Consider the following 13,452-nt stretch of genomic DNA (forward strand, 5'->3'; position numbering starts at 1 on the left):
TCGGGGTTCGCACCGCCCCCCCCCCAACCCCGGCACGCGAACACAGGGGGGGGGGGGGTGTCGCGGCCCCTGGTCGCCCCCCCCCCCCCCCCCGCGACGTTGAGGATCCTGCTGGATCGGGCAGTCCTAGACTCGCGCCATGGCGCAGGTCACCTACTCCCACGGCCATCACGCGAGCGTCGTCGGCGCGCACGCCGCCCGCACGGTCGCGAACTCCGCGGCGTACCTATCGCCGCTGCTGCGGCCGGGGATGCGCGTGCTCGACGTGGGCTGCGGACCCGGCTCGATCACGATCGACCTCGCGCGCCGCGTCGGCAGCGGCGGCACCGTCGTCGGCATCGACGCGAGCGCGGAGGTGGTCGAGACCGCGCGGGAGGCCGGGGCGACGGCGGGCGTGACCAATGTGGAGTTCCGAGTCGGCGACGCCTACGCCCCGGCGCCGGGGGAGCGGTACGACGTCGTGCACGCGCACCAGGTGCTGCAGCACCTCGGAGACCCCGTCGCAGCGCTCGTCGCGTGGAGGGCGATCGGCGACGTCGTGGCGGCACGGGAGGTCGTCTACTCGGCGACGACGATCCATCCGCTCAGCCCCGAGCTGGCCCGCTGGCGGGAGCTGATGGGCACGCTGCAGGCGGCGAACGGCGGCGACGGCGACGCTGGCGCGAAGCTCAAGGCCTGGGCGCGGGCCGCGGGCTTCGCCCAGATCGAGACCGATGTCGAGACGTGGTGCTTCGAGTCGCCCGCCGGCAGGGCGTTCTGGGGCGGGCAATGGCGGGAGCGGGCGCTCCACTCCGCGTTCGCGGATGGCACGGAGCGGCACGGGCTCGCTGATGCGCGCGAGCGGGAGGCGATCTCGGCCGCGTGGGCCGCATGGGCGGCTGACGACGACGGATGGATGGCCATGCTGCACGGCTGGATCCTCGCGAGCGGCTGATCCCCGCCCGCTCCGGCCACCCGCCCCGCGCAACCAAAGGGGCGGGCTGTTGCACGAGTGGCGCGCCACGACTGCGACTACCCGCCACTCTTGCGGCCACGCGTGCCGGCGGCGAGGCGGGTGTCAGTCGGCTCGCGTCACCAGCACGTCGTCGCCGTCGAGGCGGATCGTGGTGCCGTCGTCGAGCTCGACGACCGGCTGCCCCTCGAGCCACGTGAGGGTCCAGCGCCAGCTCGACGTGTCGGCGCCCAGCTCGGCGAGCGTGCGCTCCTCGTCGTCGATCGCCGCGCGCATCGCGAGCGGCACCGACTGCGGCGCCTCGCCGCCGACCGACCAGCGGGTCCCGATCTGCATCAGAACTCCTCGAGCACGATCTCGCCGACCGCGAGCGACTCGCCCTCGACGATCGACAGGTCGCGGATGCGTCCCACGGCCTTGAGGTCGTCCGCGGCGGCCTCGAGGTGCTCGCGCAGCGCCGCGGGGACGGCGATCACCGCGGAGGCGACGGCCGTCTTCTGGCTCGCCTTCGCATCCGTCTTCGCGCGCCGCACGCCGATGAGCGCCTGGCCGACGGCCGACAGCATGCCGGTCGCGCCGGCATCCGTCATGCCGGGCACCGCGGCGAGCTCGCTCGCCTCGGGCCACGCGGCGAGGTGGATCGAGTCGTCGTGCGACCACGACCAGACCTCCTCGGTCGCGAACGGCAGGAACGGGGCGAGCAGTCGCAGCTGCACGTCGATCGCCGTGCGCAGCGCCGCGATCGCGGAGCCGCGGCCGGTCGGGTCGCCCGAGTAGGCGCGCTCCTTGACGAGCTCGAGGTAGTCGTCGCAGAACGTCCAGAAGAACGCCTCGGTCGTCTCGAGCGCCTTCGCGTGGTCGTAGCCCTCGAACGCGCGCGTCGAGGTGCGGACGACCGCGGCGAGCTCCGCGAGCATCTCGCGGTCGAGCCGCTCGGTGACCTCGCCGGGCTCGCCTTCCATCGAGAGCACGAAGCGCGCCGCGTTCAGCACCTTCATGGCAAGGCGGCGGCCGATCTTGATCATCTTCGGGTTCTGCGGGTCGAGCGTCGCGTCGACGCCGAGCCGCGACGACGCGGCCCAGTAGCGCACGCCGTCCGAGCCGTGGTCCTCGAGCATGCCGAGCGGCGTGACGACGTTGCCCTTCGACTTCGACATCTTCTTGCGGTCGGGGTCGAGGATCCAGCCCGACAGCGCCGCGTGCTTCCACGGCGCCCTGCCGTCCTCGAACATCGAGCGCAGCAGCGTCGAGAAGAGCCACGTGCGGATGATGTCCTGGCCCTGCGGGCGCAGGTCGAAGGGCGTCAGCTTCTCCCACAGGTCGGCGCCGGCAGCCCAGCCGCCCGCGAGCTGCGGGGTGAGCGACGAGGTCGCCCAGGTGTCCATGATGTCGACCTCGCCGGCGAAGCCGCCGGGCACGCCGCGCTGCGACTCGTCGTAGCCCTCGGGCACGTCGCTCGTCGGGTCGAGCGGCAGCTGGTCGGGCGTCGGCAGCAGCACGCGGTCGTAGTCCGGCTGGCCCTCGTCGTCGAGCGCGTACCAGACGGGGATCGGCACGCCGAAGAAGCGCTGGCGCGAGATGAGCCAGTCGCCGTTGAGGCCGTGCACCCAGTTCTCGAAGCGGGTGCGCATGTGCTCCGGGTGCCAGGCGATCTCGCGGCCGAGCTCGACGAGCCGCTCGCGCAGCGCCTCGTCGCGGCCGCCGTTCTTGATGTACCACTGGCGCGTGGAGACGATCTCGAGCGGCTTGTCGCCCTTCTCGTAGAACTTCACCGGGTGCTGGATCGGCTTCGCGTCGCCGATCGTGCGGCCCGCCTCCTGCAGCAGCTCGACCATGGCCTTCTTCGCGCTGAAGACGGTCTTGCCGGCGAGCTGCGCGTACGCGGCCCGCGCGGCGTCGCTCGAGAGCGCGTCGGGCGCCTCGGCGGCGAAGCGGCCGTCGAAGCCGATCACCGAGCGGTTCGGCAGCTGCAGCTCGCGCCACCAGGTGACGTCGGTGACGTCGCCGAAGGTGCAGATCATCGCGACGCCGGTGCCCTTGTCGATCTGGGCGAGCTCGTGCGCGACGAACGGCACCTCGACGCCGAACACCGGGGTGGTCACGGTGGTGCCGAACAGGTGCTGGTAGCGGGTGTCGTCCGGATGCGCGACCACGGCCACGCACGAGGGCAGCAGCTCGGGCCGCGTGGTGTCGACGCGCAGGTCGCCGTCCCGGCTCGTGAAGACGATGGTGTGGTACGCGCCGGGCTGCTCCCTGTCCTCGAGCTCGGCCTGCGCCACGGCGGTGCGGAACGTCACGTCCCACAGCGTGGGCGCATCCGCCTGGTACGCCTCGCCGCGCTCGAAGTTGCGCAGGAACGCGAGCTGCGAGGTGCGGCGGGCGTCGTCGGAGATGGTGCGGTACGTCTGCGACCAGTCGATCGAGAGGCCGAGCGTGCGCCAGAGGTGCTCGAAGCGCTCCTCGTCCTCCTCGGTGAGGCGCTCGCACAGCTCGATGAAGTTCTTGCGCGACACCGGCTGCTGGTCGGCGGCCTTCGAGCTCTTGCCCTCGCCGCCGTGCTGCGGGGGCGTGAAGTCGGGGTCGTACGCGAGCGTCGGGTCGACGCGCACGCCGTAGTAGTTCTGCACGCGGCGCTCGGTCGGGAGGCCGTTGTCGTCCCAGCCCATCGGGTAGAAGACGTGCTTGCCGCGCATGCGCTGGAAGCGCGCGACGAGGTCGGTGTGCGTGTACGAGAACACGTGGCCGACGTGCAGCGAGCCCGATGCGGTGGGCGGCGGCGTGTCGATCGAGTAGATCGCGTCGCGGTCGAGGTCGGCGGCATCGAAGCGGTAGGTGCCCGACGCCTCCCAGCGCTCTCCCCACTTGGCCTCGAGCCCCTCGAGGGCGGGGCGGTCCGGCATTCCTGGGGTGGCTGGCATCCCGGACGTGGGCATGGCGCTCATGGCGTCTCGCTTTCGATGTGCGCGGCATCGCGTCTCGCCGGATCCTCGGGCCGAGGCCTCGGCTTGATGCCTGGTTGTGCTGGGCTCAAGTCTACGGCGATGCCGTCATCGCTGGCGCGTCCGCCACTGCAGCACGGCCGTGAGGGCGAGTGCTGCGGCGGCGACACCGAAGAGCACCTGGCTGAGCACGTCGCGCTGCAGCATCGCGGCGAGCGCGAAGCACACCGCCGCGACGATCCAGATCCAGAGCGGGGCGGGCTTGCGCGAGATGGCCATGCCTCGACGCTATCGGCCGCGATCGCCCGCGCTCGCGGCGGGTGGCAGGGTGTCGGCATGGACGTGGTGAAGCGGGCGCCGGCCGGGGCGCCGCACGCGCTCGCGATGGAGGCGGCGGGGCTGGCATGGCTCGCCGAGGGCGAGGTTGCCGGGGGCACGCGCATCGCCCGGGCCTGGCTCGACGGGGCTGTGCTGCGCATCGCCCGGGTGGCCGAGGCGGCGGCGACGCCGGCGCGGGCGGAGGCGCTCGGCCGCAGCCTCGCGGCACTGCACGCGAGCGGCGCTCCGTGGCACTGCTGCCCGCCGCCCGGCGCGGGCGAGCCGTTCGAGATCGGCTCTTCGCGCACCCGGCTGGCGCCGCTGCCGACAGGGGAGTCGTGGGGCAAGGCTTGGGCGACCATCTCGGTGCGCCCGATCCTCGAGCGCTGCGTGCAGCGCGGCCGGCTCGGCGACGACGAAGCCGCCACCCTGGCACGGGCGGTCGACCGGATGGCCGACGGTGCGTTCGACGCGCCGCAACCGGCGGGCGTGCCACCGGTCGCGCGCATCCACGGCGACCTGTGGAGCGGCAACGTGCTCTGGAGCGACGTCGACACCGGCGCGGTGCTCATCGACCCGCACGCGCAGGGCGGGCACGCCGAGACCGACCTCGCGATGCTCGCGCTGTTCGGGCTGCCGCACCTCGACACGGTGCTGGCCGCCTACGACGAGGCGGCACCGCTCGCCGAGGGGTGGCGCGAGCGCATCCCGATGCAGCAGCTGCAGCCGCTGCTCGTGCACACGCTGCTGTTCGGCGGCGGCTACGCGGGGCGCGCGGTCGAGGTGGCGCGCTCGCTCGGCTGACCGCGGGTCATGCGCCCCCGGCCGGTCGCTCGAGCACGAGTCCGCCGCGCACCTCGTGCGGCACGGCCAGGCGGGCGAGCAGCGACCGCGCCTCGGCGAGGCGGCGGTCGTCGACGGTCAGCGAGAGCCGCACGGCGCCGTCGCCGTAGTCGAGCGTCGGCAGCAGCCCCGCAGCGCGCAGCGCGTGCTCGAGGCGCTGGGCATCACCGGCCGCGACCCGGCCGATGAGCTCGGTCGCGGGCACGCGCTCGAGCGTGCCGGCGGCGTCGAGCGCGGCCGACGCGATGCCGCCGTAGGCCCGCACGAGGCCACCGGTGCCGAGCTTCACGCCGCCGAACCAGCGCACGACGAGCACGGCGACGTCGGTGAGCTCGCGGTGGCCGATCGCCGAGAGGATCGGCGCGCCGGCGGTGCCGCCCGGCTCGCCGTCGTCGTTCGACCGGCTCGCCTCGCCGTGCGGACCGGCGACGGCGGCGCTGCAGACGTGCCGGGCATCGGGATGCGCGCGACGCGCGGCTCGCACGAGCTCGGCCAGCTCGTCGAGCCCATCGATGCGCTGGGCGGTCGCCAGGAAGCGCGAGCGCGAGATCTCCGTCTCGGCGCTCGCGGTCCGTGCGATCGTGGGCCGGCTCACCGTCCCATCCTCCCGCTCCGCAGCGCGTGCGGCTCGACCGGGTCTGGCCGGTCGAGGAGGGCAGTGCCAGGGTTGAGGCATGGAGACCTCCGTCACCAAGCAGACCGGCCCCGACCGCTTCGTCATCACCGCCGACGGCGCCGCAGCGGGCTTCGCGCAGTTCTTCGACCACGACGGCCGCCGCCTCTTCTTCCACACCGTGGTCGATCAGCAGTTCTCGGGCCACGGCCTCGCGAGCGAGGTCATCCGGCGCGCCCTCACGGCGACGCGCGACGAGGGGATGCGGATCGTCGCGGTGTGCCCGCTCGTGAAGGCGTACGTCGAGAAGCACGCCGACGAGTGGGCGGCGAGCGTCGACCGCGTGACGCCCGCCGAGCTGGAGCTGCTGCCGCCGAAGCTCTGATGCGCGTCAGGCGGGAGCCGGCACGCGGTCCTCGACGACCGCCTGCGCGGCGTCTGCATCCTCGTCGCCGAGGTGCCGCATCCGCTGGGCCGCGATCGCGCCGACGAGCGTGAGCGCCGAGAGCGCCGCGAGCACGATGCCCGGGTGCCACCACGCCCCGCCGCTCGCGACGCCGAGCGCGTCGGTGAGGAACGGGATGAACCCGGAGACGACCGCGGCGAGCGCGTACGCGACTGAGAGCGCCGAGTAGGCGTGGCGGCCGCGGAAGAGCTCCTGCATCGTGCCGCCGAGCGCCGCCCACGACGCGGTCGGCAGGATGCCGCCGACGACCATGAGCACGACGAGCACCGCGAACGTCGCCGAGCCGAGCAGCCAGTAGATCGGGAACGCGATGAGCAGCGTGCCGACCGCGCCGAGCGCGACGACGCGCGCGGAGCCGATCCGGGTCGCGAGCCAGCCGAAGAACGGCACGGTGACGAACTGCAGCAGCCCGCCGATCGTCGCCGCCGTGAGCAGCTGCATCTCGTCGTAGCCGAGCTGGGTGACGCCGTAGCCCATCGTGTAGGTGTTCATGAGTGAGTACGAGCCGATGCCGAGCAGCGCCACGAGGATCGCGACGCCGAAGGCGGCCGGCTGTGTGCGGATCGCCGCCCAGACGGGGTTGCGCTCGCGCTCGCCGCGCGCGGCGATCGCCTTGAACACCGGCGTCTCGTCGACCGACCAGCGCAGGTAGAGCGAGACGGCGATGAGGGGGATGGCGAGCAGGAACGGGATGCGCCAGCCCCACGCGGCCATCGCCTCCGGGCCGATGCCGAAGAACATCGCGAGCATGAGCCCGCCGGCCGCCACCGAGCCGATGGGGGAGCCGAGCTGCGGCAGCGACGCGAAGAACGGCCGGCGCCTGGCGTCGGCGTGCTCGGTCGCGAGCAGCACGGCGCCGCCCCACTCGCCGCCGAGCGAGAGCCCCTGCACGATGCGCAGCAGCACGAGCGCCACGGCGCCGAACATCGCCCAGCCCTCACCGGTGGGCAGCAGTCCCACGACGCCGGTCGCGACACCCATGAGCGTGATGGTGACGATGAGCGTCCTGCGGCGCCCCATGCGGTCGCCGAGGTGCCCGAACAGCACCGCTCCGATCGGCCGCACGACGAAGGCGATGCCGATTGTGGCGAAGGAGGCCAGCAGCGCGCCCGTGGAGCCGAGCGCCGAGAAGAAGAAGGGGCCGGCGAAGAAGGCGGCGAAGTACGAGTAGGTGTAGAAGTCGTAGGACTCCAGCGCGGTGCCCACCGTGGCCGCGGCGGCGACCCTCGAGGTGGATGTGCGGGGCGCGGATGTGGTGGTCACGGAAGCTCCTCGGAGGCGCCGGGCAGCGGCGCGGGTTGTCATACCGAGTGCAACAATAGTGCCGGAGGGGGATTCCCATGGGAGCGAAGAAGGGGCCGGGGCGACCGCGCGCCTCGAGCGCCGCCACGATCCACGAGGCCGCGCTCGAGCTGTTCCTCGAGCAGGGCTACGACGCGGTGAGCGTCGACGACATCGCTCGCCGGGCGGGCGTCTCCCGCGGCACCGTCTTCACCTACTGCGACTCGAAGGCCGATGCTCTGTGGGTCGAGCTCGACGCGGCCATCTCGCGGGCCGTCGCGGCGATGGACGGCGGCGGGCCCGCCGCCGTCGACCGGCTCGTCGCGGCGATCGCGAGCGCCGTCGAGCCGTGGGGCGCCACGCCGCCGACGGTGCTCCGCGACGCGCGAGCGATGCGGGCGGAGGAGGCGCTGCGCGACGGCGCTGCCGCGAGGCTGCAGCCGCTCGTCGAGCGCGCCGCCCTGTCGCTCGCGCTCGAGCGTGACGCGCTGCCCGAGTCGGCGGACGCGGCGGTCGCGCCCGTCACGCTCGTCGCCGCCGCGTGCGCCGCACTCGTCGCCTGGGCGAGCACTCCCGGTCGTGCACCGGCGGCCGACGTCGTGCGGGCCGCGCTCGAGCCGCTCGCCGCCGCGTCACGGTTCGGCAACGATCGCCGAGGCTGAGTCGGTTCAGCGACTTCAGGGCACATCATGATGCCCATGACGCGCGCTGCTCGCCCCGGGGTCGTCGCCGCGCTGGTGCTCGGCGCGGCGCTCGTCGGTGCGGGCCTCGTCGGCTGCGTCGCCCCCGCGGAGCTGCCGGTCGACACGGGCACGACGGCCGAGTCGCCCGCCTCGCAATCGCCCGCCGCCGCACCGGCGCCCCCGCGAGGGACGATCGCCGCACCCGTCGCGGATCCCGAGGCTCCCGTGGCGACCGCGCACTACACCCCGTCACGCACGGCGGACCCGAGCCCGCCCGCGTCGCGGCCGCCGACCCCATCCGCGGCTCCCACGGCCTCGGCGGCGCCGACCCCCTCCGCCGCACCGAGCCAGTCGTCGACTCCCGCGCCCGTCACGGTCGCCGCGCTCCTGCGGCGAGCCGAGGGCCTCTCCCCGCTCACCTGGAACGACAGCACCGGCGCCTCGCACACCGCCCCGTGGCTAGAGGTGGCGGGCCCGGGCGAGCTCGCTCCCGCCGCGGCGCTGCCGCACGTCGCCGCGGCGCGCTCCGCGGGCGGCGACTGTGCTGCCGTGGCCGCCGCCGGCGACGGCGCGGCGATCGAGGCCGCGGCGATCTCACTCGCGGTCGAGACGATGCCCGGCAGCCCTGTCGACCTCGTGCTGGTGCGCTACCCGAGCGCTGCTGCCGCCGCCTCCGCCGTCGAAGGGCTGCAGACGATCGGCGTGGCCTGCGAGGGCGTCGAGACCGCCGAGGGCACGCTCGGCAGCGGTGTGCCCCTGCTCTCGGCCACGGTGGTGCTCGAGAGCGGAGGCAAGTCGCTCGTCGCCGACGCGACCAGCGTGGGCGTGCTGCTCGTCGGCGTGGTGCACGAGGGCGCCCCGCCCGAGGCCGTCACGGCGCTCGTCGCGGCGCAGCGGGCGGCGCTCTCCTGAGCCGCCGGCCCAGCGGCGCGCGCTGAGCGGCGCGTCCGCTCAGACGTCGAGGATGCGGCGGATGTCCGCGTCGAGCGGCGACCGCGGCAGCGGTCGGCCGTCGACGCTCGTGATGTGGGCGACGAGCCTGCCCGACGACAGCAGCCAGGCGCCGTCCGCGGCGCGCAGATCGTCGGGCCGCAGCGGCGCGAACGAGACGTCGAGCCCCGCTGCGGCGGCGTCGCGCATCAGGTGCTCGAGCGTGATCGAGGCGAGGATGCCGTCCTGCGCGGGCGTCAGCAGTGCCCCGCCGCGGTCGATGACGAGGGTCGACGTCGGCCCCTCGAGCAGCGCTCCGGAGGGCGCGACGAACACCACGTCGTCGAAGCCGTGCTGCACGGCGTGCCGCTTCGCCGCCATGTTGATCGAGTACGACAGGCTCTTCGCGCCGGGCAGCAGCCACGGCATCGCGGCCACCTCGTCGCCGTCGTGCCCGCGCCCGAGCAGCGTGATGGCGACGCCGCGCTCACGCTCCGCGATGGCGGATGCCGACAGCGGCGCCATGAGCGCGAAGGCCGTCGGGTCGCCGCCCGACTCCGGCCCGCGGGTCAGCACGAGCCGGATGAGGGCCTCCGGCCGCGCGTCGAAGTCCCACGCGGCGACGAGCGCGTCGATCGCCCGCTCGTAGCCCGCGCGGTCCGGCTCGGGCAGGTGCAAGATCTCGGCCGAGCGCTCCAGCCGGTCGAGGTGGGCGTCGCGGTCGCGCACGTGCACGGCGCCGTCGGAGCCGCGGCGCACGAGCGTGGCGTCGAAGACGCCGTCGCCGCGCACGACGCCGAGGTCGTCGGCGCGCACGAGCGGCACGGTCACATCGGCGAGCGTGCCGTCGAGCAGGGCGAGCAGCGGCGCGCTCACGGCGTGCCGACGCAGAGCTGCTGCAGCTCGGATACCCGCTGGCCGAGCTCCGAGAGCGACGCGCCGATGCGCTCGATGGCCGTGAGATCGCCCGAGCCGAGCGAGTCGGTCGCGTCCTGCACGATCGCGTCCCAGTCGGCCTGGATCTGCGCGATGCGCTGCAGCAGCTCTGGGTCGGTGATCCGCACGTGCAGCTGCCCGACGCGGTTCGAGATGTCGCCGACGAGCGCGAGCGCGCCGAACGGGTCGGTGCCGAGCATCTCGGCGACGCGCGGCACATCGCCCGCGATGCCCTGCACATCCGACACGAGCTGGGCGCACTGCTCGGCCTGCGAGCGCTCCTCGGCGGTCGGCGTCGGCGACTCGAGGGTCGGGACGGGCGGCGGGGTGCTCGCGCAGCCCGTCACGACGAGGCCGGCGGCGACCACGAGGGCCGCTGCGGCGGAGCGGATGCGGTGCTCGATCATGCGCAGAGGGTACCGCCGGGGGCTATGGGGAGGGGCTCGGCGACTGGGTGGTCTCGACCCGCTCTGCGCGAAGCGCGCGGAGCGGCTCGACCGGCAGGGGGCGGACGGAGGGCGGCGGGAGGGCGACGGGGGTGGGGGATAGCCCCCGCAAGCCTTCCGGGGATCCGCCGGGTGCGCGGCCACCCGCGGACCTAGCGTGGAGCCATGCAACGAACCGGCACCATCCTCGCGACCGTCGCGCACCTCGCGCTGCTCGGCTCGATGGGCATCCCCGTCCTCATCACGATCGTCGTGCTCACCGCGACCGGCATCGGCACTCTCGTGGTGCTCGTCGGCTTCCTGCTGCTCGCGCTCGCGCTGCTGCTGATGTTCGCCGTCGCGTGGTTCGAGCGAGAGCGCATCGCCGGGCTCTACCGCGCGCCCGTGCCGCCCGCCGTCTTCCGCGACTCCCCGCGCACCGACTGGCTGCGCGTGCCGCACCGGCTGCTGCGCATCGTCACCGACGGGCAGCACTGGCGGGCGATCCTCAGCTTCTTCCTCGCGAGCGTCTTCGGCGGCATCACGCTGCCGCTGCTGGGCCTCGTCGGCCTCGGCGTGCCGCTCGCGCTCGCCGGCCTGGGCGCCGCAGAGACCGTCACCATCCCGCTCACGAGCTTCGCCGCTCCGGTGGAGTGGGCGCCGCTGCTCGGCATCCTGGCCCTCGCGGCCGGCGTCGCCGGCACGATCGGCCTCGCCATCGCGCACCGCAACGTCACGGTCGGCCTGCTCGTGCCGGACGACCGCGAGCGCCTCGAGCAGCAGGCCCGCGACGAGCGCGACCGCCGCCACGGCGCCGTGCGCGCGGCCGACCTCGACCGCACGCGCATCGAGCGCGACCTCCACGACGGCGTGCAGCCGCGGCTCGTGTCGATCGCGATGCAGCTCGGCATGGCCCGCGACCGCATCGAGGCCGACCCCGAGGGCGCGAAGGCGCTCATCGAGGAGGCGCACGCCTCGTCGAAGTCGGCGGTGACCGAGCTGCGCCAGCTCGCCCGTGGCATCCACGTCGCCGTGCTCGACGACCGCGGCCTCGACGCCGCAGTCTCCGCACTCGCCGCTCGCAGCCCCATCCCCGTCGAGGTCGACGCGCGGCTCGACCGCCGCTGCTCCCGCGACGCCGAGACGGCCGTCTACTTCGCGATCGCCGAGGCGATCACGAACGCCCAGAAGCACGCCCGCGCCAGCCGCATCCGCGTCGCGATCCGCACTCGGCAGGAGCCGGACGGACCGACGGATGCGCAGGGCCAGGTCGCGCAAGCGCAACCCGGCACGGTGCCGGCCGCGCACCCTCACGCGACCCTCTGGGCGCGCATCGAGGACGACGGCATCGGCGGCGCCGAGCGCCAGATCGGCGGGGGCATCGACGGCCTCGCCCACCGCGTCGCCGGCGTCGGCGGCACGCTCACCCTGACCAGCCCCGCCGGGGGCCCGACCGCGATCGAGGTGACGGTCCCATGCGCATCCTGATCTGCGAGGACAGCGTCCTGCTCCGGGAGGGCATCGCCCGCCTGCTCACGGACGCCGGCCACGACATGGTCGCCCAGCTGCCGGACGCGAGCGCGCTCGAGGCCGCCATCGCCGCCACCGACCCGGATCTCGCGATCCTCGACGTGCGGATGCCGCCGACGCGGACCAACGAGGGCATCCTCGCCGCGATCGGCATCCGCAGCCGCGGCGACCGCCCCCGGGTGCTCGTGCTCTCGCAGTACGTCGAGGAGCGCTACGCCGCCGATCTCATCGCGAGCGGCCCCGCCGGCTTCGGCTACCTGCTCAAGGACCGCGTGGCCGACGTCTCGGACTTCCTCAGCGCGGTCGAGCAGGTCGCCTCCGGCGGCACGGTGCTCGACCCTGAGGTCGTCAGCCAGCTGCTCGCTCGGCGCCGCCGCGACGCCCGCATGGAGCGGCTCACCCCGCGCGAGCGCCAGGTGCTCGCCCTCATGGCGGAGGGCTCGTCGAACCAGACGATCGCCGACCGCCTCTACGTGTCCGCGGGCAGTGTCGAGAAGCACATCTCCGCGGTCTTCCAGAAGCTCGAGCTCGAACCCGAGGACGGCAACCGCCGGGTCCTCGCCGTGCTCGCCCACCTCGACGCGCCGGGTCCCTCTGACCCGCACAGCGCATCCACCGAACCCGGAGGCATCCGATGACCACCACCGCTCTCAACCGTCGTCCCGGCAGGTGGATCAGCATCCTGCTGGTCGTGCTCGGCTCGATCGGCCTCGTGTTCGCCGTGGGCGGGGGCGTCGTGCGCGGCGTCGCCGCGCACAGCGCCACGAGCCAGTCCTGGTCGGCGCCCGTCGATGGCGTGGAGGCGCTGAGCGTCGACACCGCCGCTGCCGGCTTCGAGGTGCGCTTCGACGACATCGACGAGGCCCGCCTCGACGCGTCGACCGACGGCGGCCCTGTGCAGTCCTGGCGGCTCGAGCGCGACGGCGCGACCCTGCGGGTCGACGCCGAGCACCGCTGGGGCTGGTTCGGCTTCGGCGGCTGGTTCGGCGGCCGGAACGGCGAGGAGCACGTCGTGCTCACCCTCCCGGCAGCGCTCGAGCGCGCGGGCCTCGACCTCGACGTCGACGTCGCCGCCGGCAGCTTCGACGCCGACGCCGACTGGGGTACCGCTCTCGTGCAGCTGAGCGCCGGCAGCGTCGCCCTCGCGGGCGACGCGGAGTCGCTCGGCCTCGAGGTGTCGGCCGGCGAGGCGCGGCTCGACCTCGCCACTGCGGGCGACGTCACCATGCAGGTGAGCGCCGGCCGAGTGATCGGCGCGCTGACGGGCGAGCAGCCCGCATCGATCACCGCCGACGTGAGCGCCGGCAGCATCGAGCTCTCGATCCCCGACGGCGCCTACGCCGTGACGCAGGATGTCTCTGCCGGCGACGCGACGATCGACGTCGACGACGACCGCGACGCAGCGTCGACGATCGACGTGCAGGTGAGCGCCGGGAGCATCTCGCTCCGCGGCGAGACGCGGTAGGATCGGCATACACGCATCGATCCGGCCATCACCGGGGAGCGGTCGGGAGAACGGCGGCGACGCCCAGTAGA

15 protein-coding genes are annotated in these 13,452 nt (G+C 74.2%); 8 read left to right on the forward strand and 7 right to left on the reverse strand.

Annotated elements, in window-relative coordinates; all coding sequences use genetic code 11:
- The first annotated feature begins 139 nt into the window (after positions 1–139).
- The gene (locus ACLQ21_RS00875; protein WP_425660520.1) at positions 140–934 is read left to right on the forward strand and encodes a class I SAM-dependent methyltransferase; all 795 of its coding nucleotides are present in this window, start codon (positions 140–142) and stop codon (positions 932–934) included.
- A 123-nt stretch (positions 935–1,057) separates the two neighbouring features.
- Here ACLQ21_RS00875 and ACLQ21_RS00880 read toward each other — a convergent pair whose 3' ends face one another.
- From ACLQ21_RS00880 to ACLQ21_RS00890, 3 genes are all read right to left on the reverse strand, one after another.
- Positions 1,058–1,288 (reverse strand): hypothetical protein, encoded by a 231-nt coding sequence (locus ACLQ21_RS00880; protein ID WP_425660522.1) that lies wholly within the window; start codon positions 1,286–1,288, stop codon positions 1,058–1,060.
- Positions 1,288–3,894 carry a valine--tRNA ligase gene (gene valS / locus ACLQ21_RS00885; protein WP_425660524.1) on the reverse strand — a complete coding sequence of 869 codons (2,607 nt, stop codon included), beginning with the start codon at positions 3,892–3,894 and terminating at the stop codon, positions 1,288–1,290. Before valS ends, ACLQ21_RS00880 begins: the two co-directional genes overlap by 1 nt.
- Before the next feature lie 105 nt (positions 3,895–3,999).
- Complete coding sequence (locus ACLQ21_RS00890) at positions 4,000–4,170, reverse strand: hypothetical protein (protein ID WP_425660526.1); 171 nt, start codon at positions 4,168–4,170, stop codon at positions 4,000–4,002.
- A gap of 57 nt (positions 4,171–4,227) precedes the next feature.
- Here ACLQ21_RS00890 and ACLQ21_RS00895 point away from each other — a divergent pair, with 57 nt between their 5' ends.
- Positions 4,228–5,013: a fructosamine kinase family protein gene (locus ACLQ21_RS00895; protein ID WP_425660528.1), complete on the forward strand. Its 786-nt coding sequence runs from the start codon at positions 4,228–4,230 to the stop codon at positions 5,011–5,013.
- Positions 5,014–5,020: 7 nt separating this feature from the next.
- Here ACLQ21_RS00895 and ACLQ21_RS00900 read toward each other — a convergent pair whose 3' ends face one another.
- Positions 5,021–5,647 (reverse strand): IMPACT family protein, encoded by a 627-nt coding sequence (locus ACLQ21_RS00900; protein ID WP_425660530.1) that lies wholly within the window; start codon positions 5,645–5,647, stop codon positions 5,021–5,023.
- A 79-nt stretch (positions 5,648–5,726) separates the two neighbouring features.
- On the opposite strand from ACLQ21_RS00900, the gene ACLQ21_RS00905 reads away from it, so the two are divergent.
- Positions 5,727–6,050: a GNAT family N-acetyltransferase gene (locus tag ACLQ21_RS00905; RefSeq protein WP_425660532.1), complete on the forward strand. Its 324-nt coding sequence runs from the start codon at positions 5,727–5,729 to the stop codon at positions 6,048–6,050.
- Between the two features lie 6 nt (positions 6,051–6,056).
- Here ACLQ21_RS00905 and ACLQ21_RS00910 read toward each other — a convergent pair whose 3' ends face one another.
- The gene (locus ACLQ21_RS00910; protein ID WP_425660534.1) at positions 6,057–7,394 is read right to left on the reverse strand and encodes an MFS transporter; all 1,338 of its coding nucleotides are present in this window, start codon (positions 7,392–7,394) and stop codon (positions 6,057–6,059) included.
- A gap of 77 nt (positions 7,395–7,471) precedes the next feature.
- Here ACLQ21_RS00910 and ACLQ21_RS00915 point away from each other — a divergent pair, with 77 nt between their 5' ends.
- Both ACLQ21_RS00915 and ACLQ21_RS00920 read left to right on the forward strand, forming a co-directional pair.
- Positions 7,472–8,074 (forward strand): TetR/AcrR family transcriptional regulator, encoded by a 603-nt coding sequence (locus ACLQ21_RS00915; protein ID WP_425660536.1) that lies wholly within the window; start codon positions 7,472–7,474, stop codon positions 8,072–8,074.
- A 36-nt stretch (positions 8,075–8,110) separates the two neighbouring features.
- Positions 8,111–9,007: a hypothetical protein gene (locus ACLQ21_RS00920; RefSeq protein WP_425660538.1), complete on the forward strand. Its 897-nt coding sequence runs from the start codon at positions 8,111–8,113 to the stop codon at positions 9,005–9,007.
- A 39-nt stretch (positions 9,008–9,046) separates the two neighbouring features.
- On the opposite strand, the gene ACLQ21_RS00925 is transcribed toward ACLQ21_RS00920, so the two are convergent.
- Both ACLQ21_RS00925 and ACLQ21_RS00930 read right to left on the reverse strand, forming a co-directional pair.
- On the reverse strand, positions 9,047–9,901 hold the full coding sequence (locus ACLQ21_RS00925; RefSeq protein ID WP_425660540.1) for an aminotransferase class IV: 855 nt from the start codon (positions 9,899–9,901) through the stop codon (positions 9,047–9,049).
- A complete protein-coding gene (locus tag ACLQ21_RS00930) occupies positions 9,898–10,368 on the reverse strand; it encodes a hypothetical protein (RefSeq protein WP_425660542.1) in 471 nt (156 codons plus the stop codon). The genes ACLQ21_RS00925 and ACLQ21_RS00930 overlap by 4 nt, the downstream gene beginning before the upstream one ends.
- A 204-nt stretch (positions 10,369–10,572) precedes the next feature.
- On the opposite strand from ACLQ21_RS00930, the gene ACLQ21_RS00935 reads away from it, so the two are divergent.
- From ACLQ21_RS00935 to ACLQ21_RS00945, 3 genes are read left to right on the forward strand one after another with little or no spacing between them, the layout of a single operon-like run.
- Positions 10,573–11,874, forward strand: a complete 1,302-nt coding sequence (locus ACLQ21_RS00935; RefSeq protein WP_425660544.1) for a sensor histidine kinase — start codon at positions 10,573–10,575, stop codon at positions 11,872–11,874.
- Complete coding sequence (locus ACLQ21_RS00940; protein WP_425660546.1) at positions 11,862–12,554, forward strand: LuxR C-terminal-related transcriptional regulator; 693 nt, start codon at positions 11,862–11,864, stop codon at positions 12,552–12,554. The genes ACLQ21_RS00935 and ACLQ21_RS00940 overlap by 13 nt, the downstream gene beginning before the upstream one ends.
- Positions 12,551–13,381, forward strand: coding sequence for a hypothetical protein (locus ACLQ21_RS00945; RefSeq protein WP_425660548.1), 831 nt, complete (start codon positions 12,551–12,553; stop codon positions 13,379–13,381). Before ACLQ21_RS00940 ends, ACLQ21_RS00945 begins: the two co-directional genes overlap by 4 nt.
- Positions 13,382–13,452: the final 71 nt, after the last annotated feature.

Origin of the sequence: Agrococcus sp. DT81.2, assembly GCF_049844935.1 — a bacterium.
GTDB lineage: Bacteria > Actinomycetota > Actinomycetes > Actinomycetales > Microbacteriaceae > Agrococcus.